Below are 26042 nucleotides of genomic sequence, written 5' to 3' on the forward strand. Positions count from 1 at the left end.
TCAGTGTTTAACTCCTTTCTCAGGGGTGAGGAACCGGCTTTCTTCCAGAAACCCGGTTCCTGCGCTCTCACAGCCTTAAGGGACTTCCTCGCTCGCAGACTCATCCTGGGATGGCGGTGGGGAGGATTTGTCTTGCAAATCCAGCCGGCGGTAGGCAAATTCAGCGGCAGCTTTAATGCGGTTGCGGTTTTCTTGGAGGAAAGCGCGGTCGCCCTTATACAGCCCCAAGAATAAGTCCCTCACGCAGGTGGTGGTAAATGTCTCAATCGCCGCTAATTCCTGCGCTTTACGAGCGGGATAATCCAAACCGACAGATTTGTCCATCACAAGTGGCCGGTAGATGTACATATTGCGGCGCTCCACAGCTTTCTGAATGCTGCCGGCACCTTGCAAAATTAAATCCTCAGCCGATAGCTCATTCGGTTGCGGGCTGAGAATCGTCTCCAGAACAATTGAAAGCGGCAGCAAAATCGCGTGGCTCGACTCACTCCCCCGCACCCGGTAAAACCGGCGGTACTCATCAACCAGTTTCTCATACAAACTCATACAGGACTCTCCTTTTGCCAAATTGGCCAAAATTTCGGCATACTTCCAAAAATGCCGCACTTTTTCTGATTTGGGGCGCTCGCACTTGCTGCGGCGCAACCCCTCCTGAGCCAAAGTAAAAACATTCAGCACATCGGTGGCCACCTCCCTAACCGTCCCACTAAAAGCCTTCCAGCGAGCGTCATTATCCTTGCTGCGAGTGTCTAAATGCAAACAGTAAGTGACAAGCAAACGCTCTAAAGCAGCCGGCAACTCCTGCAACCTCAGGGATGCCGGCAAATCCAGCAGATTCCAGAAGCCGGCAGGTCCATCTAGAATCACTGACTCAAAGAATTCCTTATCGCTCGTGTAGAGCGTTTCAAAACTGCCGGTGGCAACTACTTTCACGCCCAGGAGCATTGGTAGCGCCAGTGCCAGGAATGCCGGTTCCACCCAAGCTTCAGCAGCAGTTTTCCCTTGAGTCGTGGTGTGGCATACAGCCATGAACGGCAAATCCTCACCCGAATACCTCTCTGGAAACCGCACCGCTTGCACTTCCCCATCCTCGCGCCAGGGTAAATTTTGCAGCCCGCCCCACTTCATGCCGGCATCTAGCCAGCAGTCCCGCACTTTCCAGAGGCTGACGTCTTTCAGCTCACTCACCAGCAACCTCAGAGCAGCCGCCGTCTGGGGCGAATACACATAGGCGGGGAAGATATAGAGAAAAACCGGCTGCTGATCCTCAAATTTGCCTGCCGGTGCCGCCCACAGCGCCTGCCGCAGCAGCATCTCCAGCGACCAAATTTTCGAGATTCCCCGCTTAATCGTACCGCCACCGAGCGCATTTTTATTGCTGTACTGCTGCTGTTTGAACAGGACCACAGCTTCCAGCTGTTCTTCTGCCGGAAATTCCCCAGAACTCAAAGAGCAAATCCACTGATTTCTGGCTTTCGCCGCCGTGTATGCGGCTAGCTCCCCGGAAAACGACGGCGCACGGTTTTCCCAACCGGCTACTTCCAGATATTGCTCCAGATAGCTGAAGAAAACCTCGCGAGTAAGGCTATCTCGCACCGGCAGCAACGCATTCTCCTCAGCCCAGCTAGCCAGCCGGTCGGCCAAATCAGCCAGTTGGGCTGACACATCCTCATCACTCCAGCTGGGATGACCGGCAATGTAACGCGCCGCCGCATGATACCAGCCGTAGTTGACACCGCCCGACTCAATTTGTGTGTCCTCAGGCGAGATTTGGCTGCTGATTCCCAAAGCTTCTAAAACCCAGGGCGCATACTTCTCGCACCCCTGAAAAAATTCCCTCTGTACGAGGATAAGAAATTCCGCAACGCGGTCAGCCCAAATGTACGCAACCCCGGCAAGTTTCTCTCTCTCCTCATCCCCGATCGTTAACTTTTCCAGCCGCTTCGGCGTCGCGGGATCTTTGACATTCCCCACACGCGACTTTATCACATCTGGGAGCTGGCGAATCAAATCAGCTGGGCTGAACAGTTCCTGAGTCAGAGGTGCCACCTTCAGCCCCTTGCCATCCCGTTTAAAACCAATATCCCCACCCAGCATTTTACTGCCGAGCAGACTGCTAATTTGCTCCCAAACAAACTCCTGCAATTCGGTTAAGTCCAGCGTATGGCATGTTTCCGTCGCGAGATAGACAGCACCTTGTGCAAAATAAAGGATAGGCTGCCAATCCAGCGGGCCGGCAAATCGCACCACAGCGTTGTGAATGCCATTTGTCAGCAAGCCGCGACAGTCGCGCAGCCGGTGATAGACGAGTTTTTTGCGAATGCCCAGAAATCGCAGGTGCTCTCGCAGCCGGTCGCCCGCTGTTTCCGTCCCCACATCCGCCGGATCGCGCAGGTGTACCGCCACATCCCCAAAAGCCAGCAGCCGGCGCAGGGGTATATCTAGCCGGCGGTGATCGGCAGTAAATTTAGGCCAGTTGGCGGGCGGGAGATTCGTACCCACCTTGAATTGAGTGTTTTGAGCTAAGTACCCAATCTCAGGCAGGTATTGCTGCCAAGCCGGCCAAAATGCGCCAAACTCCAGTTTTTCTCCTAACTCTTGGCACAGCTCAAGAATGGCTGGGATTTCCCAAGCGCGGGGCGCTCCCTCTCCCTGTCCGTGGGAATATTTATTGTAATCATGCAACGTAAACCCCAGACAGAGGAGATACTTTTCCACATCGGACAGCGGCTTAGTTAAATAAGAAGTCAAATTCCAAGCCGTCAGCAGCCCATTCAGGACGTGAGCCAGCAAACTTTGGTCGGCATTACGCGCCCACCGCTGCGCCTTCTCGGCGGCGTTGGGGTCGCCAAGCCGGGACAAAAGTTTGTAGTTTTCGGCTTCGGAACCCCCCAAAGCGTGAATGAAAGCAAACTCCCGCTCCATTGCCGGCAGGACGGTCTCGATATAAGCTCGCAAAATCGGGTCATCCCCTTTCAGGGTTTCAATGAGTAGAGTTTGTAAGAGAGTTTTCATGGCCCTTAAAAAATTAAGGATTTAGGTTGGCTCTGGCAGAACTTTTTCAGCTTCCACTTCATCGCCTCCAGCAGCAGCGCATCTTGGTTGAAAGCGCAGGCATAGGCTTTGCCCGCTCCGTCTGTCAGCCGGTACAGCCCAAACAGAGGGTTGAGATGGAGCGTGCGGCTCACATCCCAGTGGCGGTTGAGCCGGTCGCGACTCACCGGCACCAAAAATGCCAGCAGTTTCTTCTGTCGCAAGCAAGTTTTCACCTCAGCCTGCGGATGTCCTGCGATGCTGAGGCGGCTGATGAGAGACAGCTGGCAAGGCTCCAATTCATTACTATTGAGGTTGCAGTGCAGGCTGAGTTCAAACCGCCGGTCCACCCATTCCCGCAACTGCAAGTAGACGTGGGTGTGCCGCTCAGGAAAAGCTTCTTCCGCATGTCCAGCAGCAGTGGCTTCACTCAAAAACCTCTCGCGCTCGATAATTTCAACTCTGGCATAAGGCAGCAGTCGCAGCAAGTCATAAAGATAGAAGCGGTTTCCCTCCCAAACAGCCGCCTGCAGGCTGGAGTCGCCGCGAAACCTCAGGAGTTGATCGTGGATAGCATTTCTAGTGGCCACCGGCTCTCTGGTATCCTTGCCCAAAGCAAACCAGCGTTTCTGGGCTGACTCTAATTTTTTGCCGTAAACTTTTTGCAGGTCACTCGCCATGCGCTCGCGCACTGGCTGCATCACCGCCGCATTGCCCTCGCTCATCTGCCAGAACATTCCCTGCGCCTGCAAAGCGCCCCAGCAGTTAAAATATTCCTGAAAGTTTTGAGGGGGTTCAAAGGCATGAACAATCGCTTCTTGCAGCTGGTTGCGGTCGCAAACCTGCTCCGGCTCTAACTTTTCCCGCAACCGAGAGCCAATCCAAGGAGTGCGAGCCGGCAGCAGGATAAAAGCTCTGTAAGCAGAAAACCCAGGATGCCGGCCCAGCCGGCCCAAACGCTGCACGACGGTTGCTGAATCGCTCCCCTCAAAAATCAGCAAGTGAATCCGGAAATCCACCCCCACATCCACGGCTGAAGTACCGACAACTAACACCGGCTGCGGGGCATTTTTGAGCGCGGCTTGGGTGAGAGCGCGTTCCTGCCGGTCAATTCGCCCGCTGACTTCTCTAACCATTACCTCTGGCAGCAAAGTTTGCAGTTCGCGAACCGCCCGACCGGCTAGCGCCACAGAATTGAGAATGATTAACCCCCTGCCTTGAGTTTCGGCAAAAAGAATCTCTCGAATTTCATGCGCCTGGGACGTTAGCCAAGATAGAGAGTCTGTATCCTTTAACTCGACAAACTCCAATTCCACCGGCTGCAAGATGGGGCGAAAGCCAGGTGCCGGCGCACTCGCATAAACCCCTCTCACCTCTGCAACTTGGTAATCCGCCTGCCGCAATTGCTCGATAAAGTCTGGCTTGGGAGTGGCGGAAGTAAAGAGAAACCGCTTCGGCTGCTGTTGGGTGCGGCGGATCAGGGTCAAGCTGTTAAGAGCCGCCGCTTCCTGATGGGGGCCAAAGATATGAAATTCATCAAAAACCCACAAATCTGGCCAGCCGGCAAGCATAACTGGGAGCAAGTCACTGCCGTAAGCCGGATCTCGGTACTTAAAATGGCAAATGAGGTGAAAAATATCTGGATTCGTCAGGATAACCGGCTTAGTTTGGATAGCCAAGAGCAACTCCTGAAACTTATTGCTTTTGGCAGCGCTCACCCGCCGGCTCAGCTCAGCGCCAAACAGGCAGTCAACTCGCTCTTTTGCCTCTAAATTAAATAGTGAGTGGTAGCGATGCTGCTGTTGGGTCTGGTCTTCCACCAATTCAATTGTCGGATACAGCCCCATGATGCGGAAGTCAGGGTTGAGCAGCGCCGGCAAAGAACTGGCCAGAGATTTCCCGTCCCCCGTGGCGGAACTGTTAAATACGATATCCGCACTGCCGTGGCTAATCTGAGCGCAAGTCTCAGCCTGGTGCGAGGAGAGCGGACATCTGTGGGCTGGGTCCTGCTTGAGCTGAGGAGCCTTCTCGTCTGCGAGGCAGCTCACCGTTAGCGTAGCGGCTCCGTAGGAGCTGCAGCCCAGCGGACAGTGGCCAGGGCCAGGGTTGAGCTGCGAGTAGAGGGGGAGCAGGGAAATTTTCATGGGCGAGCCGGATGGATACTGAAATAGTGTCCGTAAACTGTTGCTACAGTCGATTGTGGCAGGCAAAATAGAAATTGACAACAAACTTGCACTATAAAGTGTCCGTACAAAAATGAGTCGCAAAGGCCAGTCAATCACCCTGTCGATTTCTGAGCGGGACAAAGCCCAGCTGGAAGCGATCGCTCTTGAGCTGGGCATGACGTGGGGCGAGCGCCCGAATATCTCCAAGCTGGTGGAAGCTATTGCTAGGGGGAAGCTGTCAGTCGCCCCCAACCACGACTGGTCGCAACCCCGCATTGAAGCCTTAAACCGGGCACTCAAAGCCTTAGTGGATACTGGTCAGGTGGACAGAGCCACAGAGATCGCTCAGCTTTTAATAGAGCGCAGCGAACTCTCGATACCTTTTAGAGCGGAAGTCGAGCGCTTCCTGGGCTCACCGCCGCCGGCTTGGGCGGTGGAAATCAACCGCCGGATTCGCCAGCAGCAGCCTTTTCGGCTCTCGTATCGCGATGCTGCCGACCGCGAGTGGAACTATACTGTGCTGCACGCCAAGATTGCTTTTAGAGAGAAGCGACACTACCTGGAGTGCCGGTGTGAAGAATCTCGCAGCAATCAGGAAGTGCCGGAGTTGGCTCACAACTGGAGCTTGCGACTGGACAGAATTACAGAAGCCGCTGTGGTTTCTGCAGACAAAGCTTGGCTTCCTGACCTAGACCGACTCGAAGTTGTCCTGCACCTGAAAGGCGGACTGGCTTTTAGTTACGAACGCAAGCCTGAGGATCTGGAGGTGAGCTGGCTGGACAGCGACCCTCCAGTAAAGCAAGTCAGGCGAATGGAATCGAATATATTCTGGTTGCTGCGAGAAGTGTTACCCTATGCAGAAAACTGTGAGATCGTCTCACCGGCAAGCGTGCGCGAGCGCTTCAAGCAACAAATCCAGGCACTTTACAGCCAGTATTTTTCGAGCTAAAATTAAACCAAGGGCGTTCAAAAATTTGCCGGGGTTAAATTCGGACAGCGGGATTGAAACGCCCCCATGAGGATGAGCGATATTCAAATGCCGGTGCTGGCAGACAAATTCCCTCCCAATACCCAAAAATACAGGAGAGCCAAAACCCTCTCAAACCAGTCCAGAGCGGAGCGCCACCACAGCCGCCTGAACCCGGTCGTCCACCGACAATTTATTCATAATGTTGCGGACGTGAGTTTTGACCGTGTTGGCACTCAGGTAAAGTCTGGCAGCAATTTCCGGATTGCTGTAGCCTTCTACCATCAGTTTCAGCACTTCTAACTCCCGCTGCGACAGGTGGGCGAAATTGCCGGCGGGTGCCGGCGGTTTGAGCCGGTCGATAACTTTGCGGGCGATTAGCGGATCGAGGTAGGCTGCTCCCTCAGCAACAGCCGCGATCGCCACCAGCAGCCGGTCTACATTGGCTCCCTTGATGCAGTACGCGTCCGCACCGCTAGAAAGCGCCGCAATAATTTCCGTGTCCGCCGTGTGGGATGTCAGCATCACCACCCGGACATTGGGAAGCGCCTTTTTGATTTCCGCTGTCGCCGCAATCCCATCCAGACGCGGCAAACCAATATCCATCACCACCACATCCGGCTTCAGATCCAGCGCCGCTCGCACTCCCAAGTAACCATCTTCAGCTTGTCCCACGATGGCTAGCTGGGGGTGAGCCGCTAGCGACTGCTCCAACCCCAGCTGCATCACCGGATCGTCTTCCACAATCAAAACTCGCAGGGGTGGAGAATTTGGGGGTAAATTTAGGGGGAATACAGTTTCGGGAGCCATAGGAAGAATCAACAATTAGGGGGTATTAAAGAAACTGGCTTTGGGAGCATCCCATTACTCCCCCTCACCCCCTACCCCTCTCCCACTTTGGGGTGAGGGGAGAATTATTGATTTTTCCCCCCCCTCTCCCATGAAGGGAGAGGGGGGTTAGGGGGGTGAGGGGGAAAATTATATCTCTTGTTGAAGCGCGATTTATCGCGTCTCTACAATTCCAGCGCTACCCAACATCATACCACGCCCTCCAGCCGGCGCTCCAGCCTGCTAGGATCGGAATTGCCAGCTGTCAGAGAAACCGTCCAGACAGTTTTTCTTCATACTTGACGTTGAGTTAGGAACCCTCACCTATGAGAGCTTTCATCAAAGACGAAATTCTCTTCATCCACCGGCAGGACGTGCCCCAGTACAAAAAAGGCGGTGGCACTGTCCGCAATAATTACTTTTGGGCGCTGCGCTCCATCGCGTGCAAATCTAGTTTAAATCAAGACTGGGAATACGATTATGAGGTCTGGATAGCGCTGTGCAGGATGCTTTTATTTTTCACATCCTCTGGCTATCTCCCCCTGAGCGAGACGCAACTTGAGTTTTCGCCGGATGCAGAAATCCCACAAGTCCTCCGACCCATCTCAACGTGGGGCGATTAAGCCGGCTGACTCACATCTTGGCCATAAACCTGGTTTCTTTAAGAAACCAGGTTCCTTGATATTCCGTTGATTTTTGTCCGCTTTCCCCTCGTTCCCAGGCTCTGCCTGGGAACGCCGCTTTGGAGGCTCTGCCTCCTTAGGTAGCAACTTTGGTTATTTAGAAAAAAGAAGCCGGTTCCTAAACAATTTCAAATTCCAAATCCAGCTGGGCACGAAAATTGTAGGTTTCGTGGTCAGTGATATTCGTGTCCGATAGCTCCAGGTTATAGAAATCAACAAAGTCGTGGTCGAAATAGGGACCGGCATGCCAAGTGCCAACTTCCAACTTGATAAAGCAATTGCCCGGAATCCGAAAAGCCGAGATTTCCTCCAGCACCGGCACCGGCGATTCGGACGGTGGGGCGACCGCAATAAACCACTCCTTCCCTTCCAGAGATCCCAAACACTGCGTACACTTGACGTGGCGAGTAATATGGCGAAATCTTCGGCCTCTGTCGGTGAGGCGCATAATGTAAAATCGGGGAATCCCGTTGCTGAGATCCAGCTGGGCGTCCTCGGAATCGTAGCGCTTGCCGTCTTGACTGGGATAGATGACCTGACCGTACCGCTGGAAGCCTTCTGGCGCTATCGGCTGGGCCAGCAGCTGTCTGACCGCTTGGGCTGAGGGCATAAAGTATCTCAAAGTACAGTTTTATGTGACAAAATTATTTTATAGCATTTCTCATATTAGTGAGCTACTGAGAAACCCGGTTTCTTTAAGAAACCGGGTTTCAAAGGGCTACTTCATCCAACTGAGAACCGCTATAGTAAATAAGAGGGCTTCCCCACTTGGGGACTGTTTCCAACCCCGGTGATGTTCTAGGAGTTCGCATGGCGGGAAAATACAGTCGGCGTCAATTTCTCTGGTACAGTTCAGCAGCCGTTGGCTCCAGCCTGCTGCTGAAAGCTTGCGGCAGCAGTCCCGCACCCACACAAACCACGTCCACCGGCACCCCCAATTTTAAAGCCGCAATCGTCATACCGGGAAGCATTACCGACCAAGCCTGGAACCAGACGGGATTCGAGGGCATAACCCAAGTCAAAAAACAGCTGGGCGCGGAAATTGCCTATGTAGAAAAGGTAGCGCAACCCGATCAAGTCGAGGCGCTCTCGGACTTCGCCCGCCGGGGGTACAGCCTGGTTTTCGCTCACGGGGGACAATTTGATGCGGCTGTCGGGCAGGTCGCCGCGCAGTTTCCCAACACTTTTTTTGTCGTCGTTAATGGTGCCGCCACCGGCAAGAATATTGCCTCCCTCCGCATCAATAACATGCACCTGAGCTACCTTTGCGGTATAATAGGCGCTTCCCTCACAAAATCCAACCACATGGCTTATCTCGGCGGCCAATCTTTTGAAGCGACTCAGCAAGAGTTGCGCGGCTTTGAATTGGGAGCCAATTCCGTCAAACCCGATATCAAAATCAGCTCCACCTATACGGGAGACTGGAATGATGTCGCCAAGGCAAAAGAAGCCGCAGTGGCTCTGATTTCCTCCGGTGCGGATGTGGTTTACCAGTGGCTGGATATTGCCTCGGCGGCGGTGCTGCAAACGGCGGCAGAAAAGGGAGCCTACGCCTTTGGCAACACCACAGACCAGCTGGATGCCGCTCCCAAGGCGGTTTTAACCAGTGCCGTCAAGCGGATTGACTTAGCCATCGCTTATCTGGCAGAATTGGCTTCAAAGGGTCAGCTAAAAGGGGAAAAATACATCATCGGTCTGGAAAAACCGGAGATCGTGAGTTTGGGACGCTTTGGCGCAATGGTGCCGGAAGCAGTACAGAAAAAGGCACTCGATGCGAAACAGGCGATCCTTTCCAACAAGATTGTCTTTGAACCGTGCAAAGATGCCGGCAAAGATACTTGGTGCGTTAAGAAGGTTTAAAACTTCCTCGTTTCCTCGTTCCCAGGTTTGTAGTTGGGCTTTAGCCCAACCGCCGTGGCGGGGCTCGGCACATAATTTTCATGAGTTTTCTCGTTTCCAGTAACTCGTAGGGTGCGTTCCCTAAGAGGGAACGCACCCTACCCCTACCCTATTTAAAAATCCAAAATCCAAAATCCAAAATCCAAAGATGTCATACCTGCGCCTAGAAGGAATTACCAAACGCTTTGGCCGCTTTGTCGCCAACGACAGCATCAACCTGAGTGTCGCCACCGGCTCGATTCACGCCCTCCTGGGAGAAAACGGAGCCGGCAAGACCACTTTAATGAACATCCTTTCTGGCCTTTACCAACCGGATGCCGGCCAAATTTACCTGAAAGACGTGCCGGTGCAGATCCCTTCCCCCAAAGCAGCCATTGAACTCGGTATCGGCATGATTCACCAGCACTTCATGCTGGTTCCGCAACTGACTGTTACCGAAAATATCATCCTGGGAACCGGCTCAAGCTGGCGTCTGAACCTGCCAGCGAAACAGCAGGAAATCGCTGCTCTCTCCCAATCTTATGGCTTAGAAGTTGACCCCAGCGCCAGGGTGGGGGATTTGCCGGTGGGAGCGCAGCAGCGAGTCGAAATTCTCAAGCTTCTTTACCGCAAAGCCAAGCTGCTGATTCTTGATGAGCCTACAGCAGTGCTGGCACCTAAGGAAGTCGATTCCTTCTTCCAGATACTGCGCCGGCTAGCAGCCAATCAACACACAATAATCTTCATCAGCCACAAGCTAGAAGAAGTGATGAGCCTCTGCGACACGGTGACAGTGCTGCGGCGGGGTCAGGTCGTCGCCACGACAGCAACTCAACACACAAATTCGCAAAAATTAGCGCAATTAATGGTAGGGCGTGAGGTATCCTTGCAGCTGAATAAACCTCCGCTAAAAGATGGGGCATTGGTGCTGGAAGTTCAGGAATTAACGGTCAGAGATGACCGGCATCTCGCAGCCGTTCGGGATGTGTCGTTTCAATTGCGTGCCGGTGAGATATTAGGAATTGCCGGTGTAGATGGCAGCGGTCAGCGAGAATTGGCGGATGCGATCGCCGGCTTGCGCCCAGTCACAGCCGGCAAAATTCACCTGTGCGGCGAGGATGTCACCCATTTTTCCCCCCAGCATTTGAAGCAGCTGAAAGTGGGTTACATTCCAGAAGACCGGCAAAAAATGGGTCTGGTGCTGGGCTTCAGTATCGCCAAAAACCTGATTCTCAAAGCTTTCAGGCGCTTGCCATTCTGCCGGCACTTTTTCTTGCAAGAGCGAGCCATTCTTGACCGCGCCACTCAGGCTATGCAACAATATGACATTCGGGCGTCTCACCCACAGGTGAGGGTGAGCCAGATGTCGGGCGGAAATCAGCAAAAAGTGGTGCTGGCGCGGGAACTCGACGGCGAGCCGGTGCTGGTTGTCGCAATGCAGCCAACGCGGGGTTTAGATGTCGGGGCGACTGAATCGGTGCAGCAGCGGTTGCTGGCGGAACGGGAGCGCGGGGCGGCTATTCTGTATATTTCTGTGGAGTTGGAGGAGGTGATGGCGGTGAGTGACCGCATTGCTGTAATGTATAAGGGGAAGTTTGTGGATATTTTGGAGGCGGAGGGTGCTACTGTGGGGGAAGTGGGGTTGTTGATGGGGGGTGGGAAGAGAAACCCGGTTTCTTAAAGACACCGGGTTTCTTGAGCCAAGACGCCATAGACGCGCTACCGGCTTCTTGAAGAGTAGAACGCCAAGGGAAGAGTGAAAAGAGACGGAAAAGCAGGAAGGTTTGTGCCATTTTTATCGCCGGTGGTTGCGGTTGCGGCTGCGCTGCTGGTTGGGGCGGGATTGATTGTGCTGGCTGGGGCGAATCCGGTGACGGCTTATGTCGCCCTGTTTCAAGAATCGCTGGCGACTTATTTCGGATTTGGCAATACGCTGACTAAGATGGCTCCGCTGCTTTTAGCTGCGCTGGGGGTGCTGGTTGCTCTGCGAGCGAACCAGCTCAATATCGGCGGCGAAGGGCAGATTTATATGGGCGGTTTGGGGAGTGCGCTGGTGGGACTTTACCTGCAGGGTTTGCCGGCATTTCTTCATGTGCCGCTAGCGCTGCTGGGCGGGTTTGTTCTGGGATCGATATGGGGGTTAATTCCAGGATATCTCAAAGCGGTGCGAGGTGTCAATGAGGTGATTTCTACTCTGCTGATGAATTACATCGCCATCAATTTTGTGGGGTATCTCGTGGATGGGCCACTCATGGAAAAAGGAGCGCCCAGCCCTTACACGCCGCTGATTTCTGACTCGGCAAAGCTGCCGGTGATTCTGCCGAACAGTCTCGCTCACGCCGGCATTTTAATTGCCCTAGTGGCGGCGGCGCTCGTGTGGGCGATACTGCAGCTCACACCTCTGGGCTATCAAATCGCAGCCGTGGGGCTCAATCCCGTTGCGGCGCGATATGCTGGCATTTCTGTGGGGCGCACTATTATGTTAGTGATGGCGCTGGCGGGCGGGTTGGCTGGGCTGGCGGGTGCCGGTGAGGTGATGGGTTTAAAATACAGGCTGTTCGACAAGTTCTCTGGCGGTTACGGCTTTGATGCGCTGGGGATTGCTTTTCTCAGTCGCGGCAATATTGCCGGTGCTGTCCTCACTTCCCTCTTCTTTGGTGCCCTGCGCAGCGGCGCGAATGTCATGCAGCGCAGTGCCGGCGTGCCGGTGACTGTCGTCTATGCCATTCAGGGGCTGACAGTCCTCTTCATTGCTATTAGTCTAGCACTCGAAGCTCGCAACAATAAAGGGCTTTAGCCCAAAGTTTCTCTCGTTCCCAGGCTCTGCCTGGGAATGCCTCCCAGGAGGCTCTGCCTCCTTTCTCTCGCTCTCTTGTGACTCGTATGAGGAATGAGGAACGAGAGGCAGAGCCTCTCCCGATGCGTTCCCAGGCTGGAGCCTGGGAACGAGATAATTTAGAAGCTAAGAGCTAAATTATAAAATGGATATCACCTTTTTCACCGATTATCTTGCAGCCAGCCTGCGCCTGTCAGTACCAATCGCTTTCGCCGCCTTAGGCGGGCTTTTCTCAGAACGAGCCGGCGTCCTCAATATTGGGCTGGAAGGAATGATTCTAGCCGGCGCTTTTGCCAGCGCCGCTGCAGCATTTTACACCGGCAGTGTCTGGGTGGGCATTCTTGCCGCCCTCACTGCGGGAGGAACAGTTGGATTGCTCCACGCCTATCTCTGCGTCACCCTGCGAGTTGACCAATTAGTCTCAGGATTGGCTCTCAATCTGGCATCCGCCGGCTTAACTTCCTTCTTAGCCAGACTCGTATTTAGCAGTGGCAGCACCCAGCAACTGCCTGCCATTCCGACAGCCGGCATTCCCGCACTCAAAGATATCCCTATTATCGGTGTCCTACTCTTCAATCAAGACCCCCTAGTTTACTTTCTCTTTCTGCTCGTTCCCCTCAGCACCTACATTCTATTTCGCACCGGCATCGGTTTGTCTCTCAGAGCCGTTGGCGAGTACCCCCGCGCAGCTGACACCGCTGGAGTGCCAGTCGCCGCTGTGCGCTATCTCAGCGTCACCCTCAGCGGCTGTCTTTCCGGTTTGGGAGGCGCATATTTAGCCTTAGCTCACGTTAGATTCTTCACAGAAGAGATGAGCGCCGGCAAAGGCTTCATCGCACTCGCCGCCCTAATTTTTGGCCGGTGGCACCCTGCCGGTGCCGCCCTTGCCAGCTTGCTATTCGGAGCCACAGAAGCCCTGCAGCTGCGCATTCAAGCCTTCAATCTCAACATCCCCTATCAATTATTAGTCATGCTGCCCTATTGCGTCGCGCTCCTCGCCCTCGTCGGATTAGCCGGCAAATCCACCCCCCCAGCCGCCCTTGGCATTGCTTATATTAAAGAAAGCCGCGACAATTGAGCGCGGAATATCGAGAGACAGCGCGTCTATGACGGTTCATTATTAAGGTCAATCTACTCTTTTTGCAACACCGGCACATCCAAAATCCGGGCATCCAAAATCCAAAATCGTATCACTCCTCCAGTTTAAACGCCGGCAATTGCCGGCCATCAATATCCACAAAACCATACTCTCGCGCTAGATCGCCCACCGCCAGCACCCTTCCCGACTTTTGCATCACATTCGTATCGGCGGCGAGAGCGGAGATCGCCCGCCCGACATACTCCGGAGACTCCGTAATGCTGAAGTCAAAATCTTGCCCCTCATACGCCGCCAGCACCCTTTCGGTGCGCATTAAACCGGGAGCGAGCGCTAGGGCGGCGATGCCGTGATCGCGGAGATCTCGCGCCATCCCATACGCCATGCGGCTGACTGCATTCTTCGCCAGATCGTAGAACAAATTGCCGAGATATTTGTCCCGATCCCACGCCGTTGTGCAGACGATTAGCCCCTGCCGGTGAGGCAGCATCAGCGGGACGGCGTAGCGGCTGGCCACCAGATGCGCCCGCACGCCGGCGGTGAACATCCCCTCCCAGCGCTGCATCGATTGCTCCCAAAACGGGTCGGCAAACGCTGTGCCATCCTCAAACCGATCTCCATCGTAGCGTTCGTACCCGCCCCAGGCATTGTTGACCAGAATGTCCAGGCGACCGCACTCCGCTTTCACGCGCTCAAACAGGGCTGCCACCTCTGCATCCACCGTGTGGTCACAGCGCACCGGGATGCCGGCACCCCCCCGCGCCGTGACGCCCTCCGCCGTCTCGTCGATAGTTTCTGGCCGGCCCTCTGTGGTTGGCCCACCCCTGACACTGCGTCCCGTGACGTAAACCGTTGCGCCCGCTTCACCCAGCACCAGGGCGATACCGCGCCCCCCGCCGCGACTCGCGCCGGTGACAACAGCGACTTTGCCTTTTAAACTTTGCATTAATTGCATTAAATTTTGCACCAAAATCCAAAATCCTTGCATCCAAAATCCGGGCATCCAAAATCCAAAATAGCTCTCACTTTGTCCCGTAGAGCCGGTCGCCGGCATCGCCAAGTCCGGGAATAATGTAACCGTGTTCATCCAGACGCTCGTCAATCGCCGCCGTGTACACCGGCACATCCGGGTGCTGCTCGTGAAAATGCTCAATTCCCTCTGGCGCAGCCAGCAAACAGACAAACTTAATTGAGCGGGGGTTTGTCTCCTTGATCCGCTGAACCGCCGCCACCGCAGAGTTGCCGGTGGCCATCATCGGATCGACCACCAACACATCCCGATCCTCGATATCCTGGGGCACCTTAAAATAATACTCAATCACCACCAAAGTGTTGGGGTCGCGGTACAGCCCAATATGCCCCACTCGCGCCGAAGGAATCAGCTCCAGCATCCCGTCCAAAATCCCCTGTCCCGCCCGCATAATTGAGATAATTACCAGCTTCTTTTCCGCCGCGATCGCGGGAGCACTCATCTCTGCCATTGGGGTTTGAATCGTCTCATACTTGACCGGCAAGTCTCGCGTCACCTCATAAGCCAGCAGCATGCCAATTTCTTTCAAAAGCGTGCGGAATTTCGCCGTGCTGGTGTCCGCTTTCCGCATCAGCGTCAGCTTGTGCAGGATTAAAGGATGGCTAATTACAGTTAGGAAGGCTGTCATTTACAAATTCCTTAATTAATTAACTAGATTTCTCGTTAAATCTGTGTCCCGTAGTCTCCCGGCGGTTGTAGCCGCCAAAGGCGGCTTCCCGCAGGGGAACCGCAGCTATACAGACGAAACCCGCCTGCGCGGGTTTTAAAAGTCCCGCTCTTATCTTAAGTCCGCGTAGGCGGACTTCGTTTGTATAGCCGCGAATTCCATTCGCCGGGGAGTTCGTTCCCAGACACAAACCCCTCTAAAATACCGTCCCATCGCTCTCAATCTGAATGGGGGGTGCGCCCCCAGCCCTTAACTCACCGGCAATTTTCCGACCGGCACTCCAAGTTCCCCCTTGCAATATCTTAACCAGGGGCAGTGCCTCTGGGCTCGCGCCCAGCTGTTTGCGAATTGCCTCAGCAAGCCGGTCTAGCAAACTCACCGTCAGCGCCCTCCACTCCACAATTATCTCAGATCCGGGCAAGTGACGCGCTTGCAAAACTGCCGGTTCTTTCACTTCCAGCAATCCTAAATCCAGGCAAAGCCCGCCGTTGCGATATTCCGGCAAACCCGTCAGCTCATCCAGCCCAGTGATTTCCAACCCCAGCTCCTCAAGGGGCTCCAAAAGCGAGTAAGTCAGCCACTGGGAAAGTTTGTGAAACGGGACATACTCAGCGCCGGGGCTCTCCCCTCGCAACGCGGGATGAGGCCACACATCACCCAGATTAACACCGGCAATGGCAAATCTTCCCGGCCATATTTCGCCCAGCCCCTCCAAAACAGCCTTTAACACAGCCTTAGCTTCCAGTTTGCCCTCACGCGCTTTCCCCAAAAGATAATTTACCAAATTGCCCGGGCGCGGGCTATCCTCTCCAAATATTTCCGGATGGGTTTGCAACGCTTGTCCCAGTCGCTGCAGCAATTCCAGCCTGCCGGCAGCACCCACCAAAGGATTTGACTGACTCACTTGAAATCCCTGCGCCAGGGCTGGCTCAGTTAACCCCTGAAGTCCGCCGGCATCCGCTCGCACCGGCATCTCACTATTGCTGGAAAAAGTGCCATTGCAAAACATCCGGAAACTCGCCACAGCCAGCCCTTCCGATCGCCGGTAAACTAGCCCTGTTTCCTGTTCGCAATACTGCCAGTCAGCGCCGGCACCGGCATCCAGAAGCACGCTAACCATTGCCAAATCAAACTTAACTTGCGCCCGCTCAACCGCACTCAGACCTGCTAGCGCCCCATCCAGCCCAGCTGTGCGCGGCACATCCCCAACCTCGAAATGCCGCCAGCGCGAATGGAAGGGAATATTCAAATCCGGATACTGCCCGTAAATCACTTGAATAACCCAACCCGCCACGTCTTCCAGCCGGCTCAAACGAGGGCGAAAATAGCGGAGTTTCCCCTCACATGCTAGAGTAAAGATTCGCTCGCAGCGCTCTCGAATAGCTGCCGGCGAGCGCAAATAAGCGATAGCCTCGTAATTTTCTCTCATTCAGTAATTGTGAGCCCCCTCCCTCTTTTCTTTCCTTGGCGCTCCTTCACGGCGGCGGTTTCTAACACCCCTCAATTCTAACCGCTATAGAAACCTGATTTTCTTTAACAAACCAGGTTTCTCCAGCACCTACTTATTCTAAACCGCGCCCCTGAATTTCGGCAAGCGCCACGCGGTCGGGCACCTCCCCTTCAGTGTAGTAACCAGCCGCCTTCTTGGCAGCGATTTCCACCTGAGCGTCAGGCGGAATCAACCCCTCTGGAATCGCGACTCGCTGAACCACCTCAATTCCCGACTGCACGATAGCGCTATACTTCATATCGCTCATCGAAACCAGCCGGTCAATCTTGGAAATCCCCAGCCAGTGCAGGACATCCGGCATCAGTTCTTGAAACCGCATATCCTGCACCCCTGCCACGCATTCCGTGCGGGTAAAATAGGACTCCGCCCGATCGCCGCCTTCCTGGCGCTTCCGCGCATTATACACCAAAAATTTCGTCACCTCACCCAGAGCGCGGCCTTCCTTGCGAAAATAGGCAATTACGCCCGCCCCGCCTTCCTGAGCCGTCCCCACGCAGACCTCAATCCCGTGCACCAAATAGGGCCGGCAGGTGCAAATATCGGAACCGAACACATCCGAACCGTTGCACTCGTCGTGCACCCGAACCGCCAGGGGTTTATTGGGGTCGGTAATGGCTGCAATATCCCCAATAATGTAAACTGTCAATCCCCCAATCGGAGGCAAAAATACATTCAGATCCGGGCGAGTCACCAGTTCGGGAAACATCCCCCCCGTCTGCTCAAACAGAGTGCGGCGCAGGTCGCTTTCTCCCACTCCGAAGCGCTTGGCGATTCCGGGCAAATACCAAACCGGATCAATGGCGGCTTTGGTGACAACTAAATCCCCACCCTCTTTGACAATCTTGCCGTCTACCTGCAAGCGCCCCTCTTGAATTGCCGTTTTAAGTTCCGGCATATTAATGTGAGCTTTTGTGATAGCAATTGTGGGGCGAATATCGTATCCCCCCTCGAAAAATTGCGCGTAAACTTCACCCACCAGAGCGCCAAAGGGATCGAGGGAGACAATCTTATCGGGGTCAGCCCAGCTGGGGTGGGGGCCAATTTGCTCAGCGGGAGAGGTATTGGTAAGATCGGGCCGGTGATTGGATTGCAGTTTGCCTCGGGCTACGGCGAGGGCGCGATAAACTGCATAGGAGCCGGCGTGAGTGCCAATCACATTTCGGTGAGCCGAATTCGTCACAGTAGCGATGACTGGGCCTCGGTTGAGCGGGTTTTTTTCCCCCCAGTGAATCGGAATTGGTTTCGGGCCGAATCGCGTTGGGTGCGACGTTAAAACAATATGCTTGGGCTTTGGAGTTTTAGTGTTGTCTTGCATATATAATTCCTGTAAATTAGTGGTTGATTGCGGTTTTTCAGCGTGCGGTCAGCCGGTTGGGAAGCACCCATTTTTTGCGTTCCCCCTCTCCCATGATGGGAGAGGGGGTTAGGGGGTGAGGGTGAAAATTTTTGCATGCAATGGCACGCTCCCGCCGGTTGAGTGGGAGCAAAGCAGTATTTTAGCAATAGGATTTGGATAGAGAAGTATCCCACGCTCCAGACTTGCTTGTACCTTACGAGACTGTTTCCAGCACCCCCCGAAACCATCAGGACACCCGCCCAGTGGGGCCAACCCGAGGCCGGTGGGGAAGATGGGGAGCATCCCGGTTGTGCAAAGAAGCCCATATCAATGCGACCATGATTTCAGCAGGGGGTAGGAGGAGAAGATTTTTGGCCAGCGAATCTTTGGAAACGGGATTGAAACACCCCGCTCTCTATCATCCTGCTGGCCTCCTGCGGCATCGCTTTTTCTTTTTCTTAATAAAGTGTAACAATAAATAAAACAGTCTCATCAACAAGGAGTTGCCATGAGCGAGAAAAACTATTCTTGGAAGGGCAGTCCGAATGCGGGACTGGTGCTGACCTAGCGGGTGCGAGTGCCCTACCCGTCCCGATCCTGGGCTTCGCCGGTTAGGGGTGAGAGGTCAGGGGTGAGGTGTTGGGGGTGAGGGGAAGGTGTGGGGGATCGGCCCCAACCTCCAAGCTGAAACCTCAAACCTCTCGCCCTCTCCCCATCTCCCCCTGTCGCCCTTTTCCCCCTCCCTCCGCCACCGGCGATCGGCATCACAGTGTCCAGAGCAAAAAATCACATCTGGCCAAAGCCTGCCATCACCAGGCGAGCCTCAGGAATGCCGCACAGTCAGAAGGTCGAGTTCAAGCCACCCCGATGCCAGCCAGCTTACCCTTAACAGTCGAACAAGTGATTTGCCAGATATTTACCCGCCGCCGCATCTCTCGCATGGACCAGCATCTGCTGATGACGGCCTTGCTATCCAAAGATTCAATTAGCCCCGAAGAAGAAACCCAAGTTCAAAAAGTGTTTGATTTTCTCCAAAGAGGATTCCTGAAAGTCGTCGATTAACGCTTGGCGTGTGCCCTCTATATTCAATCTATAAAAACCCTTTTTTCCAGAATTTAAGAAGATTACATAACCTGCTAGCCTGAGTTTGACAGGATTTTTCAAGAAATTAATAACGCGGGGCCATGAACCAGTATTGTTCTGTAGGAAAGCAGAATTTTATCGCTAAACCACCACAAGGAGCCCCGTTTCTTGTGACTTGAGTTTGTCTTTATAAATGAACTGTTAAATTGCGCCAAACTTTCTGCTAGCCAATGGGTTCGGTCTGCCTTACCTCACTGTAGGCGCTCTGCATGTCTCGCCGCGAGAGAGAACGCCGCCTCCGCTTCAGGTTTAGGTTTCACTCGCTGACAGGGATTTAAAAGCACGGGAACCCAGAGCCGGAATTTTTGGGTAAGGACTTGAAGAGCCTGTCATAATTATTCGGATCTTTCCAAGAATAATAAGCTCCTAACAAAATAGCTGCCCCCAGCATAATCCACCCCAAACTGTAAGATATCGCCCACAAACTTATTAAAGTTATATGGGGGAATGCGGAAAATTTATTCCGGAAATTTGCGCTCATAGATCCCCTGCTTTTAGACGATTTATGTGAACTTAATGATGCGTGCAATCCATGTTTATCATTACAGTATTTATGTTGAAATTGCATCTCTCAAAAGAGAGATATTTGATTCTTAAAATCAATTACATTAGGGAGGAAGATTGATGCCAAGAAAGCTCGACCGGCAAGCCTTAAACCCCGCTCCCCCCCTCTGCGACTGGAGCTTCGGTCAGGCCGGCGTCTCCAGTCAGCCGGCAGTCGGGGATTTCTTGCCGAAACCGGCGCTTGCGCCCAAAATACTGAAGCGCTCGATATTTCCCTGCTGTGCTGCCAGTACCGCAGTCATCCTCACGAGTGCCGCCTCGCTCATGGCTGGATAGCAAGGCAGGTAAACGAGGCGCTCAAAAATTTGGCGAGTCGTGGTGGCCGCCAGATAGGGGCCATCAGGGGCGTCGGCCACGCACATGCTGCTGCCAGAGGTGGCGTCAAAACCGGCAGCGGCGAGGGCGGCAATCAGGGTTTGCCGGCGCTCAGCCAGCACCGGCACGACCCAGTGGGAGCGGTAGGGAGCGGCAGATCCAGGCACAGTGACCCCGGGGCAGCGCTGGCGCAACAGGCGGACCAGAGTTTCGCCGCACTCAACCTGCGCCGCCATGCGGGCGGGAGTGTAGCGGCGCAGCCGGCGCGCCAGCAGGGCCAGCAGGGGAGTGCAGGGCTGCTGGCGCAGGCGGGGGAAGAGTTCGCCGCCGGCAAATTTCAATCCCGTTTCCGGGATTCAGCTGGTCAAAAATCTTCTCCTCCTACCCCCTGCTAAAATCATTATCGCATTAATATGAGCTTCTTTGCACAACCGGGATGCTCCCCATTCGCCCTGCCAGCGCCGGATCTCGCACGCGCAGCAAAGCCCCGCCCAGGGCAGTCGCCCGCTTAATGCTGCCAAAACTAAAACAGCTGACATCCGCTTCCGGGTGGCCGGTGAAGCCCGGCGCGTAAGCTTGGGCGCAGTCCTCCACCACTAGCGCACCGCAGCGGCGGGCTTTTTCCAGCACCGGCTCTATGGGAGCGCGAGTCCCAAACAGGTGCGCCACCACGACCTGCCGAGTAGAAGCAGTGATGGCTCGCTCCAGAAAAGCCGGCTCTGGTGCCAGAGTCGCCGGGTCCAGGTCCACCGGCACCGGCGTCAGCCCGTGATAGCGGACAGTGCGAACCATATCCGGGATAGTGAGAGCGCTGAGCGCCACCTCACTCCCCGCCGGCAGTTGCAGCGCTTGCAGCAGCAAGTCAAAGCCAGAACGCACCGACAGACACGCCAGAGCCACTCCCGGCGAGCTTCCCAGCCACCCGCGCTCCAGCTGTTCTTGGATAGCTTGACGCTCAGATTGCCGGCAGCTGAGGGCAGCGCCCAGGCCACAGGCCAAATCCAGCCCATCGATATCCAACCGTTTGCGTGCCCACATTGATTGAACGACTCAAAAGCCGATTGAAGATAATTTGTTAATTTTACCATAGAAGCGGCTTTCTGTCAAGTGCAGATTCTTTCTCGGTTCCGGGTGCCGGCCCCCATTTCTGGTGGGAGCGGGAAGCAGGAAGCCAGAATGAATTTGTTCATCCTTTCCCTGCCGCCGCCAACCGCCCGAGCTTCTGTTTTGTTATCTCCTGGCTCGCCCCCTCAATTAACATGAAACTTAACATAAAACTCTGCCTTTCGGTATAAGTGAGAAAACGGAGTAGCAGTTACTATAGAAGCAATTAACCTTCAAATATCTTTTGTTGGCGAGGCGCACTTATCCTCGCGGACTTGCTGTTGCAGCCAACTGGAATCAAGCACAAGTCAGCTAAAGCGATCGGGGAACCAGCGCCCTCACCATCAGGTAAAGCTGTTGGCAGTTAAAAGGGAGTGAAATATGAGCTTATTGTCCGCAGAAGAACTCAAAACACTGGTAGAACAGCCTCAGGGAGTGTGCGTCTCAATTTATATGCCGGCCTACCGAATAGGGGCAGAAGTTCAGCAGAACCCCATCCGGTACAAAAATTTGCTGCGAGAGGCGGAAGAGCGATTGGTCGAGACGGGGATGAGCCAGCGGGAGGCCCGAGAATTTTTGCAGCCGGCTGCTGAAAAACTCGATGACACATTTTTCTGGGAGCGCCAGAGCGACGGACTGGCAATATTCCTGGCTGACGGCGCATTCCATTCCTACCGGCTGCCGCTAAATTTTGAAGAATTCGTTGCGGTCAGCAACCATTTCCATCTCAAACCGCTGCTGCCCCTCCTCACCAGCGATGGCCGGTTTTATATTCTGGCTTTGAGCCAAAAGCAAGTCAGGCTGCTGGAATGCACGCGCTACAGCGTCAGGGAAGTAGAATTGGAAAATTTGCCACAGAGTATGGAGGAAGCCCTCCTGTATGACGATAGGAGCAAAGACCCGCAGTACCGAATGGGAACCTCCAAAGGGGGAACAGCCAATGCTTTTCAGCAGCCCGGCACGTTTCACGGACAGGGAAGCCCTGACAGCGACGATATCAAGCGGGATATCCTGCAATATTTTCACATCATTAATAAGGCAGTTTACGGCGAATGTCTGCGGCAAGAAAAAGCCCCTCTTGTGCTAGCCAGTGTCGAGTACCTGCTGCCGATTTACCGGGAGGCAAATACTTACCAGCATTTAGTCAGTGAGGGGATTGCGGGAAACGCTGAAATCCTGAAGCCAGAAGAATTGCACGCCCAAGCGTGGCCGATTGTGGGGCCCCTGTTTATGGAGGCGCAGCAAAAAGCCATTGAGCGCTACAAGGAACTTGCCGGCACGGGCCGAACTTCCACCAACGTTGAAGAGGCAATACCGGCAGCTCATTACGGGCGAATCGACGAACTGTTTGTTGGCGTTGGCGCTCACAAGTGGGGCGTCTTCAATCCCGAAGATAGCACCCTTCAGCTCCACCCCGATCCAGAAGCCGGTGACGAGGATTTATTGGATACCGCAGCGATTGAAACCATCTTGCACGGCGGCACAGTTTATGCGGTCGATCCAGACAAAGTGCCCGATGAAGCACCCCTAGCAGCGGTGTTCCGCTATTGATACTTTTGATGGCGAACTGCCCCACCGGCCCGCCACACCGCTACAATATCCCCTGGGTGGATGTTGCATGCTATACCAACCGGCGGAGAGTTCATTCTGAGGGAAGAAACCCGGTTTCTGGTTCCAGGCTTGACCTTGAGGTCAGCTTGCCGCACCGGCGGCTTGTTTCCCTGACTCCTCAACTAATTTTTTCAGGCGCATGTATGCCTGCTCTGAGGTCAGGGGTGGGCATTCATTTTCGTTGGGGATGTAGAATTGCCGGCTGTCGGAAAAGTACCGGACGACCAAACTGGGAATCAGCCCTAAATTTACAGCTTCTTTTCCTAGTTTTTCTGCGGTTTCCCCCAGGCTTGTCTGATCGTGAAACTTATACTCTGTCACGGATTTATATCCTTATAAAGCGAAATTTGTAACCGGGCGGTATTGAGCGAAGCTATAGCGGATCTCAGTTGAATGAGCTACGGTCCAGAAACCCGGTTTCTTTAAGAAACCGGGTTTTTCAGTACCTTTTTTGACAGCCCCCGTGAGGGAGCGCCAAGGAAAGAGAAGAAGAGGGTTTGTTAGGGTTGCCTGTGATTAAAGACTGGAAGGGAAGGTCTGCGGCACTCCGTCTGTCTGCGACTCACCGGCAGTCTCGACCGGCTCGACCGCCCGCGCAACGTCGAAGTAAACCACGGCATCAAATTGGTGCGATAGGGATGCGTAAAAGTAGTTGCTAACGAGTTCCATCTCTGGATCGTAGACGGCACCAATCGCCCGCTCCATCCGGCGCGGGCGCAAACCGGCGGCGATGGGATCGTCGTGTAAGGGCAGCAAAAAGCTGGGGATTCCCGTCTCGTGGAACAGCGCCTCGTAACTGTCTGGGAGTGCCGGCGGGACGCGCACGCGCCCGGCTGGCCCGCCCCAGCCGGCAGCTGCGGTGACGGTGCCGGTGTTGGCAGTCAAGCCAACGAGCACAGCGTCGCCCTTGTATCGCTGGCGCACCAGCTCTCCGACGTTGAACTCGTCCAAGTCTCCCATCTCTGTCGCTCGCGCGTCGCCGAGGTGGGAGTTGTGCGCCCAAACGGCGATTTTTGCGGCTCTCCCCTGCCGGTCGAGGTGGGCCACCAGGACGTCGAGGGTTTCCGCCATGTGGTGCTCCCGCAGGTTCCACGAAGAAGCGCGACCGCCAAACATGGATCGGTAGTATTGCTCAGCGTTCTTTACCAGCCGGGCGTTTTGTTCGGCGTAGAAGAACTCGTCCTCCGCCAGCCGGCTGTCCCGCTGCTTGTACTCGCCGGCACGGCGCTGCAGCTCAACCAGCTGTTTGACCAGTTCTTTCTGGCAGGATTCGGAGAAGTTGAAACCAAAGGCGTCTTTGCACAATGGGTTTTTCTCGGAGACGTGCCCCAAGCAGGAGTAGCGCTGTCGCGCCCGCTTAGCGGAGGTTGGGTCAACTCTGTCGAGATAGTTGAGGACTTCTTGAATTGAGGCCGACAGGCTGTAGAGATCCAAACCGTAAAAGCCGGCAGCCGGTGCGCCAGCCGGCAGTGCGTCATTATATTCCCGCAGCCAGCCAATAAAGTCCAGCACATCGACATTGCGCCACATCCACGCTCCTGAGCGCTCGAAGCCATCGAGGGCTTCTATGCTTGTTTCCCCGGCACCCCGCACAAAGCGGTTCACCCGATAGGCGTCGGGCCAGTCCGCCTCCACCGCCACTGCCGCGAAGCCTTTCTCTTGGATCAGCCGCTTGGTGATTTCGGCTCGGGCGTGATAGAATTCGTGCGTGCCGTGGGAGGCCGCGCCCAGCAGCACAAAGCGGGCGTCACCGATCAGTTCCATCAGTGAGTCCCAGTCAGACGCCGCACCCGTCAGTCGCAGGGCGGCAGACCTCACGGCATCAGTCAGGCCGGCACCAGTCGCGCTTAGCATATTTCTCCCTTTCTGTCAAGATAAAAGACAGAGGAAAAAGGAAAAAGAGAAATTTCTCTCTTTCGCCTTTTACCCCCTGTAGCCATTCCGACTAATTGCTTCTAATTCATGGCATCTCAATCGGTTGCGTAACGAGGCAGAGCCTCTAGAGGGGCGTTCCCAACCGCTTTACAAACTAGAGGGATTCAAGCGAAATTGATATGACCTGCCGGCGTTTTTCCCGCCCGAAATCAGGTAACGGCAGCGCCAGTTGTCGGCTTTGCCGGCTTAACCGTTCGCGCTCCCAAGCGGGCGTGGTAGAGTTCCGCCACCCGCTGTTCGCAGCGAGCCAGATCCAGTTCGATTTGGTTGAATAGCTCCACAGAGACTGGATCGGTTAACTGGTTGTGCAGGTTGTAAATGTCAACAACGCCGGTCCCGATATCGCCGAGCGTGCGGCGCAGCAAATCGATTTCGTCGCTTCCGTGCAGCGCGGTTTTCAACTTGGCTAAAGGCTCAGCCGTGTTCGCCGCTAGGGAGGGTTTTTCTCCGAGGGCATTTAGCCGCGCTTCCAGCATCTCGATGTGATGCTGTTTGCTCTCCAGCATCTCGTGAAGCAGCGCCAGGTATTCGCGATCGGATGTCTTCTCGGCGTACTGCTCGAACGCTTGGCGGGAATAGCGCTCGCCGGCAAGCGCCGTGTTGAGCGCCTTCACGATATCCCCTTTGGTGGAGCCGCCCCAAGCGTCAGCGAGTTTCCACCATTCCGCCGCCGGATCGTTCTCCGCCGGCAGCGCCGCTTCCTTCCCCCCGTAACCGAGCCGGTTGAGAATCGCCGTCGTGAAAATCGCCAGATCTCCTGGCTGTCGCGAGGTGATCAGGTTGCCGTCAACCACAAGCGCCTGGTTGATGTAGTGCGCGCCGGCGTTTTCTATATCCTTGCGGATAGAGATAAAGCCGGTGGCGTTTTTGCCCGCCAGCAAGTCGGCTTCAATCAAAAGCTGCGGTCCGTGGCAAACTGCAGCCACCAGCAGCCCCTCGCGGGCAGCCTGTTGGACGAACTTCACGGTATTGGGGTTTTTGCGCATCTTGTCGGGAGCCACGCCGCCGGGGACAATCACCGCATCGAAATCCAGCGCTCGCGCTTCCGTTGTTGTGGCGTCTGGTTTAATGGAAACTTTTCCCCGCTTGCCTCTGTAGGTTTCATTCATGCGAGAGCCGAGCACCCTCACCTCGAACCCCGCTTGCTGCATCGCCTTGTAGGGGATTTGAAATTCTGAATCCTCGAAACCGCTTTCTACGAGTATGGCGACTCGTTTAGCTTTTTCTCGATTGTTTGATCCCACGACTTTTCCTCCTATTCGTCGCATCCTTCACACACGCACGCCTGCCGGCACAACAAGGAAAAAGCAAAAAGGAGGGCTTAAGCTTTTGCCTTTTTCC

At 54.7% G+C, this 26042-nt stretch carries 21 protein-coding genes; 8 read left to right on the forward strand and 13 right to left on the reverse strand.

Going from position 1 to position 26042, the window contains the following annotated elements; translation table 11 throughout:
• Nucleotides 1–75: 75 nt before the first annotated feature.
• Together cas10d and cas3 are read right to left on the reverse strand one after the other, a co-directional pair.
• Nucleotides 76–3015 carry a type I-D CRISPR-associated protein Cas10d/Csc3 gene (cas10d, locus tag OSC10802_RS0129930; RefSeq protein ID WP_017720464.1) on the reverse strand — a complete coding sequence of 980 codons (2940 nt, stop codon included), beginning with the start codon at nt 3013–3015 and terminating at the stop codon, nt 76–78.
• Nucleotides 3016–3020: 5 nt separating this feature from the next.
• A complete protein-coding gene (gene cas3 / locus OSC10802_RS0129935) occupies nt 3021–5177 on the reverse strand; it encodes a type I-D CRISPR-associated helicase Cas3' (protein ID WP_017720465.1) in 2157 nt (718 codons plus the stop codon).
• A 112-nt stretch (nt 5178–5289) separates the two neighbouring features.
• Between cas3 and OSC10802_RS0129940 the strand changes: the two genes are divergently transcribed.
• Nucleotides 5290–6147: a WYL domain-containing protein gene (locus OSC10802_RS0129940; RefSeq protein WP_017720466.1), complete on the forward strand. Its 858-nt coding sequence runs from the start codon at nt 5290–5292 to the stop codon at nt 6145–6147.
• Nucleotides 6148–6297: 150 nt separating this feature from the next.
• Here OSC10802_RS0129940 and OSC10802_RS0129945 read toward each other — a convergent pair whose 3' ends face one another.
• Complete coding sequence (locus OSC10802_RS0129945; RefSeq protein WP_198525311.1) at nt 6298–6924, reverse strand: response regulator transcription factor; 627 nt, start codon at nt 6922–6924, stop codon at nt 6298–6300.
• Nucleotides 6925–7319: 395 nt separating this feature from the next.
• Between OSC10802_RS0129945 and OSC10802_RS0129950 the strand changes: the two genes are divergently transcribed.
• Nucleotides 7320–7616 carry a hypothetical protein gene (locus tag OSC10802_RS0129950; RefSeq protein ID WP_017720468.1) on the forward strand — a complete coding sequence of 99 codons (297 nt, stop codon included), beginning with the start codon at nt 7320–7322 and terminating at the stop codon, nt 7614–7616.
• Between the two features lie 178 nt (nt 7617–7794).
• Here the strand turns inward: OSC10802_RS0129950 and OSC10802_RS0129955 are convergent, their stop codons facing one another.
• Nucleotides 7795–8286, reverse strand: a complete 492-nt coding sequence (locus tag OSC10802_RS0129955; protein WP_017720469.1) for an ureidoglycolate lyase — start codon at nt 8284–8286, stop codon at nt 7795–7797.
• A gap of 200 nt (nt 8287–8486) precedes the next feature.
• On the opposite strand from OSC10802_RS0129955, the gene OSC10802_RS0129960 reads away from it, so the two are divergent.
• The 4 genes from OSC10802_RS0129960 to OSC10802_RS0129975 all read left to right on the forward strand — a co-directional run bounded on the left by OSC10802_RS0129960 (nt 8487) and on the right by OSC10802_RS0129975 (nt 13468).
• Nucleotides 8487–9536: a BMP family protein gene (locus tag OSC10802_RS0129960; RefSeq protein WP_017720470.1), complete on the forward strand. Its 1050-nt coding sequence runs from the start codon at nt 8487–8489 to the stop codon at nt 9534–9536.
• Between the two features lie 187 nt (nt 9537–9723).
• Entirely contained in the window at nt 9724–11235 is a 1512-nt protein-coding gene (locus tag OSC10802_RS0129965) for an ABC transporter ATP-binding protein (RefSeq protein WP_017720471.1), read from the forward strand.
• Between the two features lie 75 nt (nt 11236–11310).
• Nucleotides 11311–12351 carry an ABC transporter permease gene (locus OSC10802_RS0129970; RefSeq protein WP_044170230.1) on the forward strand — a complete coding sequence of 347 codons (1041 nt, stop codon included), beginning with the start codon at nt 11311–11313 and terminating at the stop codon, nt 12349–12351.
• A 184-nt stretch (nt 12352–12535) separates the two neighbouring features.
• Nucleotides 12536–13468 (forward strand): ABC transporter permease, encoded by a 933-nt coding sequence (locus OSC10802_RS0129975; RefSeq protein ID WP_017720473.1) that lies wholly within the window; start codon nt 12536–12538, stop codon nt 13466–13468.
• 112 nt (nt 13469–13580) lie between these two features.
• Here OSC10802_RS0129975 and OSC10802_RS0129980 read toward each other — a convergent pair whose 3' ends face one another.
• The 4 genes from OSC10802_RS0129980 to OSC10802_RS0129995 all read right to left on the reverse strand — a co-directional run bounded on the left by OSC10802_RS0129980 (nt 13581) and on the right by OSC10802_RS0129995 (nt 18008).
• On the reverse strand, nt 13581–14573 hold the full coding sequence (locus OSC10802_RS0129980; protein ID WP_232731787.1) for an SDR family NAD(P)-dependent oxidoreductase: 993 nt from the start codon (nt 14571–14573) through the stop codon (nt 13581–13583).
• Nucleotides 14509–15144: a uracil phosphoribosyltransferase gene (upp, locus tag OSC10802_RS0129985; RefSeq protein WP_017720475.1), complete on the reverse strand. Its 636-nt coding sequence runs from the start codon at nt 15142–15144 to the stop codon at nt 14509–14511. The genes OSC10802_RS0129980 and upp overlap by 65 nt, the downstream gene beginning before the upstream one ends.
• Nucleotides 15145–15379: 235 nt before the next feature.
• Nucleotides 15380–16612: a URC4/urg3 family protein gene (locus OSC10802_RS0129990; protein WP_017720476.1), complete on the reverse strand. Its 1233-nt coding sequence runs from the start codon at nt 16610–16612 to the stop codon at nt 15380–15382.
• Between the two features lie 133 nt (nt 16613–16745).
• Complete coding sequence (locus tag OSC10802_RS0129995) at nt 16746–18008, reverse strand: GTP cyclohydrolase II (RefSeq protein ID WP_017720477.1); 1263 nt, start codon at nt 18006–18008, stop codon at nt 16746–16748.
• A gap of 888 nt (nt 18009–18896) precedes the next feature.
• Between OSC10802_RS0129995 and OSC10802_RS0130000 the strand changes: the two genes are divergently transcribed.
• The gene (locus tag OSC10802_RS0130000) at nt 18897–19091 is read left to right on the forward strand and encodes a hypothetical protein (protein ID WP_017720478.1); all 195 of its coding nucleotides are present in this window, start codon (nt 18897–18899) and stop codon (nt 19089–19091) included.
• Between the two features lie 788 nt (nt 19092–19879).
• On the opposite strand, the gene OSC10802_RS0130010 is transcribed toward OSC10802_RS0130000, so the two are convergent.
• Together OSC10802_RS0130010 and OSC10802_RS42455 are read right to left on the reverse strand one after the other, a co-directional pair.
• The gene (locus OSC10802_RS0130010) at nt 19880–20392 is read right to left on the reverse strand and encodes a hypothetical protein (protein ID WP_017720480.1); all 513 of its coding nucleotides are present in this window, start codon (nt 20390–20392) and stop codon (nt 19880–19882) included.
• A 67-nt stretch (nt 20393–20459) separates the two neighbouring features.
• On the reverse strand, nt 20460–21089 hold the full coding sequence (locus OSC10802_RS42455) for a DegT/DnrJ/EryC1/StrS family aminotransferase (protein WP_017720481.1): 630 nt from the start codon (nt 21087–21089) through the stop codon (nt 20460–20462).
• 447 nt (nt 21090–21536) lie between these two features.
• On the opposite strand from OSC10802_RS42455, the gene OSC10802_RS0130020 reads away from it, so the two are divergent.
• On the forward strand, nt 21537–22706 hold the full coding sequence (locus OSC10802_RS0130020; RefSeq protein ID WP_017720482.1) for a baeRF7 domain-containing protein: 1170 nt from the start codon (nt 21537–21539) through the stop codon (nt 22704–22706).
• 141 nt (nt 22707–22847) lie between these two features.
• Here the strand turns inward: OSC10802_RS0130020 and OSC10802_RS0130025 are convergent, their stop codons facing one another.
• The 3 genes from OSC10802_RS0130025 to OSC10802_RS0130035 form a co-directional block, all read right to left on the reverse strand.
• Entirely contained in the window at nt 22848–23087 is a 240-nt protein-coding gene (locus OSC10802_RS0130025) for a hypothetical protein (RefSeq protein WP_017720483.1), read from the reverse strand.
• Nucleotides 23088–23282: 195 nt separating this feature from the next.
• Nucleotides 23283–24620: an erythromycin esterase family protein gene (locus tag OSC10802_RS0130030; protein WP_017720484.1), complete on the reverse strand. Its 1338-nt coding sequence runs from the start codon at nt 24618–24620 to the stop codon at nt 23283–23285.
• A 230-nt stretch (nt 24621–24850) separates the two neighbouring features.
• Entirely contained in the window at nt 24851–25945 is a 1095-nt protein-coding gene (locus OSC10802_RS0130035) for a DJ-1/PfpI/YhbO family deglycase/protease (protein ID WP_017720485.1), read from the reverse strand.
• Between the last annotated feature and the right edge of the window lie 97 nt (nt 25946–26042).

The sequence above is a fragment of the Kamptonema formosum PCC 10802 genome, assembly GCF_000332335.1.
Lineage (GTDB): Bacteria > Cyanobacteriota > Cyanobacteriia > Cyanobacteriales > Oscillatoriaceae > Oscillatoria.

What these genes read in the sequence shown, in the direction of transcription:
- cas10d (WP_017720464.1), bottom strand. Translation starts at nt 3,015, where the DNA reads ATGAAAACTCTCTTACAAACTCTACTCATTGAAACCCTGAAAGGGGAT.
- cas3 (WP_017720465.1), bottom strand. Translation starts at nt 5,177, where the DNA reads ATGAAAATTTCCCTGCTCCCCCTCTACTCGCAGCTCAACCCTGGCCCT.
- OSC10802_RS0129940 (WP_017720466.1), top strand. Translation starts at nt 5,290, where the DNA reads ATGAGTCGCAAAGGCCAGTCAATCACCCTGTCGATTTCTGAGCGGGAC.
- OSC10802_RS0129950 (WP_017720468.1), top strand. Translation starts at nt 7,320, where the DNA reads ATGAGAGCTTTCATCAAAGACGAAATTCTCTTCATCCACCGGCAGGAC.
- OSC10802_RS0129955 (WP_017720469.1), bottom strand. Translation starts at nt 8,286, where the DNA reads ATGCCCTCAGCCCAAGCGGTCAGACAGCTGCTGGCCCAGCCGATAGCG.
- OSC10802_RS0129960 (WP_017720470.1), top strand. Translation starts at nt 8,487, where the DNA reads ATGGCGGGAAAATACAGTCGGCGTCAATTTCTCTGGTACAGTTCAGCA.
- OSC10802_RS0129965 (WP_017720471.1), top strand. Translation starts at nt 9,724, where the DNA reads ATGTCATACCTGCGCCTAGAAGGAATTACCAAACGCTTTGGCCGCTTT.
- OSC10802_RS0129975 (WP_017720473.1), top strand. Translation starts at nt 12,536, where the DNA reads ATGGATATCACCTTTTTCACCGATTATCTTGCAGCCAGCCTGCGCCTG.
- OSC10802_RS0129980 (WP_232731787.1), bottom strand. Translation starts at nt 14,573, where the DNA reads ATGAACACGGTTACATTATTCCCGGACTTGGCGATGCCGGCGACCGGC.
- upp (WP_017720475.1), bottom strand. Translation starts at nt 15,144, where the DNA reads ATGACAGCCTTCCTAACTGTAATTAGCCATCCTTTAATCCTGCACAAG.
- OSC10802_RS0129990 (WP_017720476.1), bottom strand. Translation starts at nt 16,612, where the DNA reads ATGAGAGAAAATTACGAGGCTATCGCTTATTTGCGCTCGCCGGCAGCT.
- OSC10802_RS0129995 (WP_017720477.1), bottom strand. Translation starts at nt 18,008, where the DNA reads ATGCAAGACAACACTAAAACTCCAAAGCCCAAGCATATTGTTTTAACG.
- OSC10802_RS0130000 (WP_017720478.1), top strand. Translation starts at nt 18,897, where the DNA reads ATGCCAGCCAGCTTACCCTTAACAGTCGAACAAGTGATTTGCCAGATA.
- OSC10802_RS42455 (WP_017720481.1), bottom strand. Translation starts at nt 21,089, where the DNA reads ATGTGGGCACGCAAACGGTTGGATATCGATGGGCTGGATTTGGCCTGT.
- OSC10802_RS0130020 (WP_017720482.1), top strand. Translation starts at nt 21,537, where the DNA reads ATGAGCTTATTGTCCGCAGAAGAACTCAAAACACTGGTAGAACAGCCT.
- OSC10802_RS0130030 (WP_017720484.1), bottom strand. Translation starts at nt 24,620, where the DNA reads ATGCTAAGCGCGACTGGTGCCGGCCTGACTGATGCCGTGAGGTCTGCC.